We start from the raw sequence: 8,075 nt of genomic DNA, 5'->3' as shown, positions 1-8,075 counted from the left end.
CAAGTTTCTCTGTGCTGCCGCTCGACTTGCATGTGTTAGGCCTGCCGCCAGCGTTCAATCTGAGCCATGATCAAACTCTTCAATTAAAAGTTTTTTGAAGCTTGCGCTTCGGCTCAATGAATACTGAATAAATTGACTGTGCCGAATCTTGCGATTCGTTTTGGTCACTCAGTTCATTGATAAATCTTTTGGATTATCATCAACGAGTGCCCACACAGATTGATAGGTTTATATTGTTAAAGAGCTTTTCTAACGACTTTCTGAACAATCCGTCTCATCGTCAGGGGTGCGTATCTTACACCGTAACACTTGAGAGTCAAGAAGTTTTTCCTTTCTTTTTTCTCTCTTCACTAACTCGGCTGTGACTTGCGTCGCACTCCGTGTCGATGAAGCGGCATTATAGGGAGAAGTTTCTCGGGCGCAATACTTTTTTCTATTTTTCGATTTAAACGCTCAAACATTCAGCAAAATGGTGTTTTTTGTCGGTTTTTTCAGCACATTTGAAACCCATCACAGCAATTGGTTGGAAAAACACCAAGCATAAACGTAAGATCTCTGCGTCTATTTTGTTAATAGGCACAACTCTTTTCTCTCTCCATTATGTAGTAAATAGATATGACGTATAAAAAAGCCATTCTGAGCGCAGTTTTAGCCATAGTGGGTGGGCTCATTCTTACGCAGGTCGAAGTTTCTCCTGCGATTAGTTTTGTTCTTGGTGTCGTCTGCACGTTTTTTATTTTCACTTTTCTTAACGACACACCAACACCAAGTAATGATGATCCCGCAATTGCGACCAAAACCCTTTATGTAGGAAATCTACCTTATAAGTCGAACGAAACCGATATTCGTCAACTCTTCGCTCAGCACGGTGAAGTGTATGCTGTGCGTCTGATGAAAGATAAACGGACGGGTAAACGACGAGGGTTTGGTTTTGTTGTTATGGCGAGCACCGACGCGCAACACGCTGTAGATGCTTTAAATGAGAAGGAATACATCCAAAGAACTCTGAAAGTGCGTATCGCTAACGATCCGAAATCTCAGGAAGCGGATACATCTCTATCGGATTAAATCCCATATCCATTACCGAACGGTTCAGCGCTTGCTCTTCCCAGGGCTGCGCTGTACTGAAAATGCGCCACGTTTGGTTGTTTTGCCATGCTTCCAGAGCGGGTAGCAGAGCTTGTACTCTTCTTGCAATCGCCTGACCTGAATCCACCAGCGCGATTTCTTCTCCGAGCACCTGCTGGATCTCTTCTTTTATCAGTGGGAAATGTGTACAGCCTAAGACGGCGACGTCGACTTTATTGCGCATCGGTTGCAAGATGTCGGACAGTTCTTGCAAATCGATCGCTCGACCTCGCAGTTTCTCTTCGGCGATATCAACCAACCGCGTCGACCCAAGCAGTTCCACCTCTTTTTCTTTGACAAAATCACGGATCAAATCATGAGTATATTGCCGAGTCACTGTCGCGGGTGTTGCGATAAGTCCGACCGCACGGCTTGCGAGCAACGACGCAGGCTTAATGGCAGGCACAACGCCAACCACAGGTACGGCTAGCGCAGATCTTAGACTGGGCAGAACGATGGTACTCGCGGTATTACAAGCAATGACCACGAGATCAATCGCAAACTGCTGCGTCATTTTGACCACGAGCGCATTGACCCTAGCAATCAGCGTCTCTTGCGACAGCTCACCATAGGGATAAGCTTCGTTGTCAAAAACGTAGTAGTAGTTCAGCGTCGGTAGTAGGTTTTTTATTTCCTGAAAGACCGATAGACCTCCGACTCCCGAGTCAAAGATGAGTACATTGGGCTGACTAAAACGCTTCACTCGACCATTCCGCTGATTAAAAACGCTCAGATCATACTCTCTCGCCATGATTTGGCAATTAGCGCATCCGATATCTTTGATAGGTGAAGCGGCCATCGCTCTCTTTATCGAGCAGAGTGACTAAGATTTCTTCTCGAAAACAAGGCGCGTTGACCACTAAGGTATGAAACTCACCATTCTCGCCGCACGGATCGATGTGTGCAGGAAGCTCAGTCAGTAGTGACTGGCTATACAAGCGCCCACACCACTGTGATGAAAGGGATTCTCCATCCGTCGTGACAAGGATAGTTTTAATCCCTCGGCTGAGAATTTCGTTAGCCAGCATTCGGCTCGATTCTCCCATCAAAGGAAAGAGACATTGCCAGCCAGCAGGCTCAATGTAGCTGCGTCGATATTCAGCAATACCGTTGCAGAACATATCACCAAACGCCACTGCATCGATTGCTATCCCTGAGGCTTTAAGCCCAGAGACGATAGCGCTTTGATAGATTGGATTGGGAGGAAACACGTCGGGCAGGGCGATTTTGATCAAAGGAAGCCCCATCAGCTCCGCTTGCTTTTCGACAACCTCTAGCGGCGTTGCCTGAAAAGGGACTTCGCTGCCAACGTACGTCGTATAAAGTGCGACCACTTTATAATCGGGATCCTCAAGCAGCCTTAATAAGGTTAAGGTCGAATCCTTACCGGAAGACCAGCTAACCACAACGCGTTTTTTCTTCATGCTTGATTCTCAAAAAAATAAAACCGCCCGAAGGCGGCTTGAATATTAGAAACGGTAATTGACCGTGGCAAACCAGTTTCGGCCTTCACCTAAGTAGTATTTACCACTTGAGCTGTGTGCGGTTTGGTACTCTTTATCAAACAGGTTCGCCACTCTCGCTCCCAAGCTGAGTGCATCTGTTACCTTGTGGTTGGCGCTAATGTCGAGCAGCGTATAGGCCTCCATGGTTTTACCCGTGCTGTCTTTGCGCTCGCCCACATAGTTCGCAACGGCAGAAAGGTCGAAGCGATCCGCAGAATAGGTCGATACCCAACTGAAGTTTTCACGCGCTCTGCGGATCAAAAGACTATCGTCTGATTTGTCACGCGGATCTTTCCATTCTGCAGAAACACGATGCTCAATCACACCCGTCTCGAACAAGGCTTCAATTTCAATGCCTTCAATTTTCGCATTATCAATATTGGAAGGGGTCCAAGCGCCACCTGGGCCTGTCGGTGCCCAGTCGATCATGTCTTCTATCTCGTTACGGTACGCAGAGACATCAATCTGAACGAAAGAGAACGTGCCGCGAACGCCAACCTCGGATGACTTAGACGTTTCTGGCTTTAAGTTTGGATTGCCGCTACCAGGCCAGTAAAGATCGTTAAACGTTGGCGCTTTAAAACCTGTTCCTGTCGAAGCCACAAATTCAAGGTTGTCAGTGGGCGCAACCCCCAGGCCTATATTCCATGTGGTATGGTGGCCAAAAGCACTGTCGTCATCATGGCGAACACTCGCTTCTGCCGTGACGAGGCTGTTGGCAAACTGAGCCGTAACGAACGCGGCTTTGTTGTCTTTTTCAGTCTTACTGTAATTGCTGCTATTGGCACCGCCTTGTCGAGCGTGCTCTTGGTCATAATCGATACCTGCCGCTAGATTAAGCGCCGGTCTCACGGCCCATTGGTTCAGCCAAGAAGCGGAATTTCGGCTTGAGAACAATGCCGTCTTGGCAACCGCACCGCTCGCAGAGCCATCCCATGCTTCGTTATCGCTGCGCGAGACCATCAACTGAGATGCGAAGTGCTGTTTCTGGAAGTTCAGTGAACCGGCAACACTATAAAAATCGGTGTTGCTCTCACTCTTTGCACCTGAAAACTGGTTGGCGTATTCAACGTCTGAGTTCTGTTGATAGCCATTAAACTGGGCAAACCAAACCTCATTGAATTCATGACGAAGCGAACCAAACAACGTTTGCGACTCAAAGCCATGGCTGTCGCTGTTTGGAGCAACCTCATTCACTCGATAGCCATCGCTTTTTTCATCTGAAAAGACAAAAGACGCCTGAGTTGAATCATTGAGCTGCCCCGCTGAACGCCATGCCAATGACGTATGGTCATCGTTTCCGTAACCCAGATTGGCATCGTGCTTGGTGTCACGCTCCGATGGGATAGTTCGGATGTGGATCACCCCGCCAATGGCATCTGACCCATAAATAGCAGCTCGAGGGCCGCGTACCACTTCAATTTGCTCAATAGCAAAGGCAGGAATTAACCCTAATGATGCGCCACCCGCTGTTGCTGAGTTAATTTTGACACCATCTACCAGCACTAAGGTGTGTTTTGATGAGGTACCGCGTAAAAAAAGGCTGCTGATTTGCCCTTTACCACCTTGGCTATTGACCTCTACCCCGGGGAGTGTTTTCAGCACATCCAAAGCGGACGTCACGTTCAGTTTTTCAATCTCCGCCTTAGTGATCACACTCATCGAGGCTAACACTGACGATTCTGGCTGGGCAAAACGGCTCGCCGTCACCACAATAGTGTCATTAGTTTGCACTTCTTGAGCATATGAATAAGAGATAGGGGCGAGCAGCGATGCCATGGCGATCGCTAAAAGAGACTTTTGCATGTTGTAATCCTAAATCGCGTAAATCCTACCGAGCTTGAAGAAGATTCTTCCCGTGTTTGCTCAGTTGCTGGCAGGTATTCGGACTTAAGAGCTGTTAACCTACTCGCCTGACTTCCCACACGATTCCTAGTGCAGTGTCTTATTAAGCTTTCGTTCTCTATTACCGCTGCGCGTCAGTTCCGGATTCACACCGGATTCCCTTTTCAGCCATCTATACTTCCAGACAGCACCAGCTTGAAGCGCATACTATTAAGTGATTGATTATTTGTCCAGTTAGAAATCGTCTAAGCTCTATTTTTACACAGCCGTAGTTATCAATTTCCCCTTGGCACTGGACAATGCTCGGGGATTGAATAAAATCTGCGCTCTTTATTTTTACGCACCCAAAAGGTAACTATTCATGGCGACTCTTGATGTAAACCCACAGCGCTACCAAGCTCAGTTGGCAGAAAAAGTGCAACGTTTAACCGACATGTTCGCACCTTACCAAGCTCCAGAGCTGGAAGTGTTTGAGTCCCCTGAGCAGCATTACCGCATGCGCGCAGAGTTTCGTGTGTGGCACGAAGGGGACGAGATGTATTACATCATGTTCAATCAAGAGACACGCGAAAAATACCGTGTGGACCAGTTCCCTGCCGCCAGTCGCCTGATCAACGACTTGATGCCCCTGCTTATCGAAGCCATGCAAGGCAATGAATCGCTGCGCCGTAAACTGTTCCAAGTCGATTTTCTTTCCACATTGAGCGGCGAGATTCTGGTTTCTCTGCTTTACCATCGTCAATTGGATGAAGCTTGGATCGAAAACGCCAAAACGCTGAAACAACGCCTAAACGACGAAGGGTTTAACCTCAATCTGATTGGCCGTGCGCGTAAAATGAAGATTGTGCTGGACCGCGATTACGTAGTGGAAAAGCTGGATGTGAACGGCAAGCCTTACCTCTACCAACAAGTGGAAAACAGTTTCACGCAGCCAAACGGCAAAGTCGCGGAAAAAATGCTGGCATGGGCGGTCGACTGTACCCAAGAGAGCCAAGGCGATTTGCTAGAGCTTTACTGCGGCAACGGTAACTTCTCGCTTGCGCTGGCGCAAAACTTTGAACGCGTACTGGCCACAGAGCTGGCAAAACCGTCGGTCGAATCGGCGCAATACAACATTGCCGCCAACAAAATTGAGAACGTGCAGATCATCCGTATGTCAGCGGAAGAGTTTACCGAAGCGATGGAAGGCAAACGCGAGTTTCGCCGCCTGAAAGACCATGGCATCGATCTTAAGAGCTATAACTGCAACACCATTTTTGTCGATCCACCGCGCGCAGGTATGGATGTGGACACCTGTAAAATGGTGCAAGGCTATGAGCGCATTTTGTACATATCGTGCAACCCAGAGACCCTGCTTGAGAACCTCGAAATCCTGAGCGAAACCCACACCATTACTCGTTTCGCCCTGTTTGACCAGTTCCCTTACACCCACCACATGGAAGCAGGTGTACTGCTGGAGCGCATTAAATAAGGGATTCAAAGGTTTTTAATTGTAGAAAAAGTCACCCTGGGTACGGCTTGGGGTACAGGCGCATCGAAAATGCTCGATTACTATGATTGGATTTGATGTTAACGCCACCAGCTTTGCTCGTGGCGTTTTTGTTTTCTAAGCTGCCTGTGCGGCAGTGAACCTAGAAAAACGACCCCTTGACACTCATTTGTCTTTCTAAGCTGCCTGTGCGGCAGTGAACGGACAGACGTTCACTGCGTACAACCAGTTCATTTTCTAAGCTGCCTGTGCGGCAGTGAACCTTGGATTCTTTAATTAGCAATGCCGTTGATATTTCTAAGCTGCCTGTGCGGCAGTGAACGATGTAACGTTTCTTTGCGCGACCTTCGAAACTTTCTAAGCTGCCTGTGCGGCAGTGAACACATAATGACGCACCACATAATGCGCACTAACTTTCTAAGCTGCCTGTGCGGCAGTGAACCTTACAACAAAGCGAGATAAATTGATTAACAATTTCTAAGCTGCCTGTGCGGCAGTGAACTTTTTGATAATGAAAGCCAGAACCAACAACAATTTCTAAGCTGCCTGTGCGGCAGTGAACAGCGAATGACGTGCAATCACGCATCCGGTAGTTTTCTAAGCTGCCTGTGCGGCAGTGAACGATGCTTGCGTACAGATTGGTTGCGCTATGGATTTCTAAGCTGCCTGTGCGGCAGTGAACGATTTGTGCTTTCATTCGGACACCTCATTTAATTTCTAAGCTGCCTGTGCGGCAGTGAACTACCTGATGCTGTTGTTGAGCAACTCGAAAAATTTCTAAGCTGCCTGTGCGGCAGTGAACGGATGAAAGCGTGACCGTGGTTGTTTCGTTCTTTTCTAAGCTGCCTGTGCGGCAGTGAACAGTGATGAAACCTGTACAGAAATCATTAGATTTTTCTAAGCTGCCTGTGCGGCAGTGAACGGAGAGATGATTCACTTAGAGTCTTCGATTCATTTCTAAGCTGCCTGTGCGGCAGTGAACACTTGTATTTGGGCTGGTTCTTTTCGTGGTGATTTCTAAGCTGCCTGTGCGGCAGTGAACTCCTTTGGTTTTGCATTTGCCACTTCCTTAACTTTCTAAGCTGCCTGTGCGGCAGTGAACGCGGGCCTTGATAGCATTAACTCCAAAGGGGATTTCTAAGCTGCCTGTGCGGCAGTGAACTTACCTTTGTAAAGCTGCTGGATGTCTTCTAGTTTCTAAGCTGCCTGTGCGGCAGTGAACTATGTGACTGTGCTGTTTTACGAGCCTCTTCTGTTTCTAAGCTGCCTGTGCGGCAGTGAACTTTCGCACGGAACGTTGCACCGGTATCTGAAGTTTCTAAGCTGCCTGTGCGGCAGTGAACAGCCAATTTCGTTTAAGTTTGCAAATCCTGATTTTCTAAGCTGCCTGTGCGGCAGTGAACTTTAGCGCATTCGGGCAAGGCACGTTTGAAATTTTCTAAGCTGCCTGTGCGGCAGTGAACGATCTGCAAGCAAGCTTCTACGATGGTCGCAATTTCTAAGCTGCCTGTGCGGCAGTGAACAAAGTGCGGGGGGCGGTGCTGCAATGCCTGCGTTTCTAAGCTGCCTGTGCGGCAGTGAACGCAAGTCATTCGCCCACCCTTTGCCGCGTCAATTTTTAAGCTGCCTGTGCGGCAGTGAACAATCAAAAAGTAAAAATGCGCCCCACTAGAGATTTCTAAGCTGCCTGTGCGGCAGTGAACTCGTTCTAGTAACGCCCGGTATTCGTCTTTTTTTTCTAAGCTGCCTGTGCGGCAGTGAACTGAAAATCTGATTAGGGCTTGGCAGGGCGCGATTTCTAAGCTGCCTGTGCGGCAGTGAACATGTGGCTTAGCCACGCTGGGGAACGCGCACATTTCTAAGCTGCCTGTGCGGCAGTGAACCAATCGCCGCTTGCGCTTTTGCTCGATCAAAATTTCTAGTAAGCGTTCACCAGTAGCATGTTGACTAGGTATTTAGATAAAAACTCGTGTGCTTAAGGTCGAACACATTTGGGTATGGCTGCTGACGAACCACCGCGTTGGCTATGCGTGAAAGCGTATCAAGTGACGATATTTTTCGCTTTTTACACGTTTCGATTAGCGAGTGTAGACGGTCTCGGAACTTAT

General features: G+C 48.2%; 5 protein-coding genes, 1 rRNA gene, 1 pseudogene, 1 CRISPR repeat array and 1 riboswitch. Of the genes and pseudogenes, 2 read left to right on the top strand and 5 right to left on the bottom strand.

Annotated elements, in window-relative coordinates; all coding sequences use genetic code 11:
- A 16S ribosomal RNA gene (locus UF06_RS18850) occupies nt 1-86 on the bottom strand; the annotation flags it as partial.
- Between the two features lie 529 nt (nt 87-615).
- On the opposite strand from UF06_RS18850, the gene UF06_RS18845 reads away from it, so the two are divergent.
- Complete coding sequence (locus UF06_RS18845; protein WP_045571802.1) at nt 616-1,068, top strand: RNA-binding protein; 453 nt, start codon at nt 616-618, stop codon at nt 1,066-1,068.
- Here UF06_RS18845 and murI read toward each other — a convergent pair.
- The 3 genes from murI to UF06_RS18830 are packed head-to-tail and all read right to left on the bottom strand — an operon-like array spanning nt 1,022 to nt 4,439.
- A complete protein-coding gene (gene murI, locus UF06_RS18840) occupies nt 1,022-1,831 on the bottom strand; it encodes a glutamate racemase (RefSeq protein ID WP_082069777.1) in 810 nt (269 codons plus the stop codon). The two genes, UF06_RS18845 and murI, sit on opposite strands and share 47 nt — an antisense overlap.
- Nucleotides 1,832-1,889: 58 nt before the next feature.
- The gene (locus tag UF06_RS18835) at nt 1,890-2,552 is read right to left on the bottom strand and encodes an ATPase (protein WP_045571801.1); all 663 of its coding nucleotides are present in this window, start codon (nt 2,550-2,552) and stop codon (nt 1,890-1,892) included.
- A 45-nt stretch (nt 2,553-2,597) separates the two neighbouring features.
- Entirely contained in the window at nt 2,598-4,439 is a 1,842-nt protein-coding gene (locus UF06_RS18830; RefSeq protein ID WP_045571800.1) for a TonB-dependent receptor, read from the bottom strand.
- Between the two features lie 51 nt (nt 4,440-4,490).
- Nucleotides 4,491-4,688: riboswitch (cobalamin riboswitch) on the bottom strand.
- 151 nt (nt 4,689-4,839) lie between these two features.
- Here UF06_RS18830 and trmA point away from each other — a divergent pair.
- On the top strand, nt 4,840-5,949 hold the full coding sequence (gene trmA / locus UF06_RS18825; RefSeq protein WP_045571799.1) for a tRNA (uridine(54)-C5)-methyltransferase TrmA: 1,110 nt from the start codon (nt 4,840-4,842) through the stop codon (nt 5,947-5,949).
- 132 nt (nt 5,950-6,081) lie between these two features.
- Nucleotides 6,082-7,850: a CRISPR direct-repeat array (repeat unit 28 nt; unit sequence TTTCTAAGCTGCCTGTGCGGCAGTGAAC).
- Nucleotides 7,851-7,914: 64 nt separating this feature from the next.
- On the opposite strand, the pseudogene UF06_RS26465 reads toward trmA, so the two are convergent.
- Nucleotides 7,915-8,075, bottom strand: a pseudogene (locus UF06_RS26465) (IS66 family transposase); the annotation flags it as partial.

This window comes from Vibrio sp. S234-5, from assembly GCF_000960595.1.
Taxonomy (GTDB): Bacteria; Pseudomonadota; Gammaproteobacteria; order Enterobacterales; family Vibrionaceae; genus Vibrio.
This window is presented reverse-complemented; position numbering and strand designations above follow the sequence as displayed.

What these genes read in the sequence shown, in the direction of transcription:
- UF06_RS18845 (WP_045571802.1), top strand. Translation starts at nt 616, where the DNA reads ATGACGTATAAAAAAGCCATTCTGAGCGCAGTTTTAGCCATAGTGGGT.
- UF06_RS18835 (WP_045571801.1), bottom strand. Translation starts at nt 2,552, where the DNA reads ATGAAGAAAAAACGCGTTGTGGTTAGCTGGTCTTCCGGTAAGGATTCG.
- UF06_RS18830 (WP_045571800.1), bottom strand. Translation starts at nt 4,439, where the DNA reads ATGCAAAAGTCTCTTTTAGCGATCGCCATGGCATCGCTGCTCGCCCCT.
- trmA (WP_045571799.1), top strand. Translation starts at nt 4,840, where the DNA reads ATGGCGACTCTTGATGTAAACCCACAGCGCTACCAAGCTCAGTTGGCA.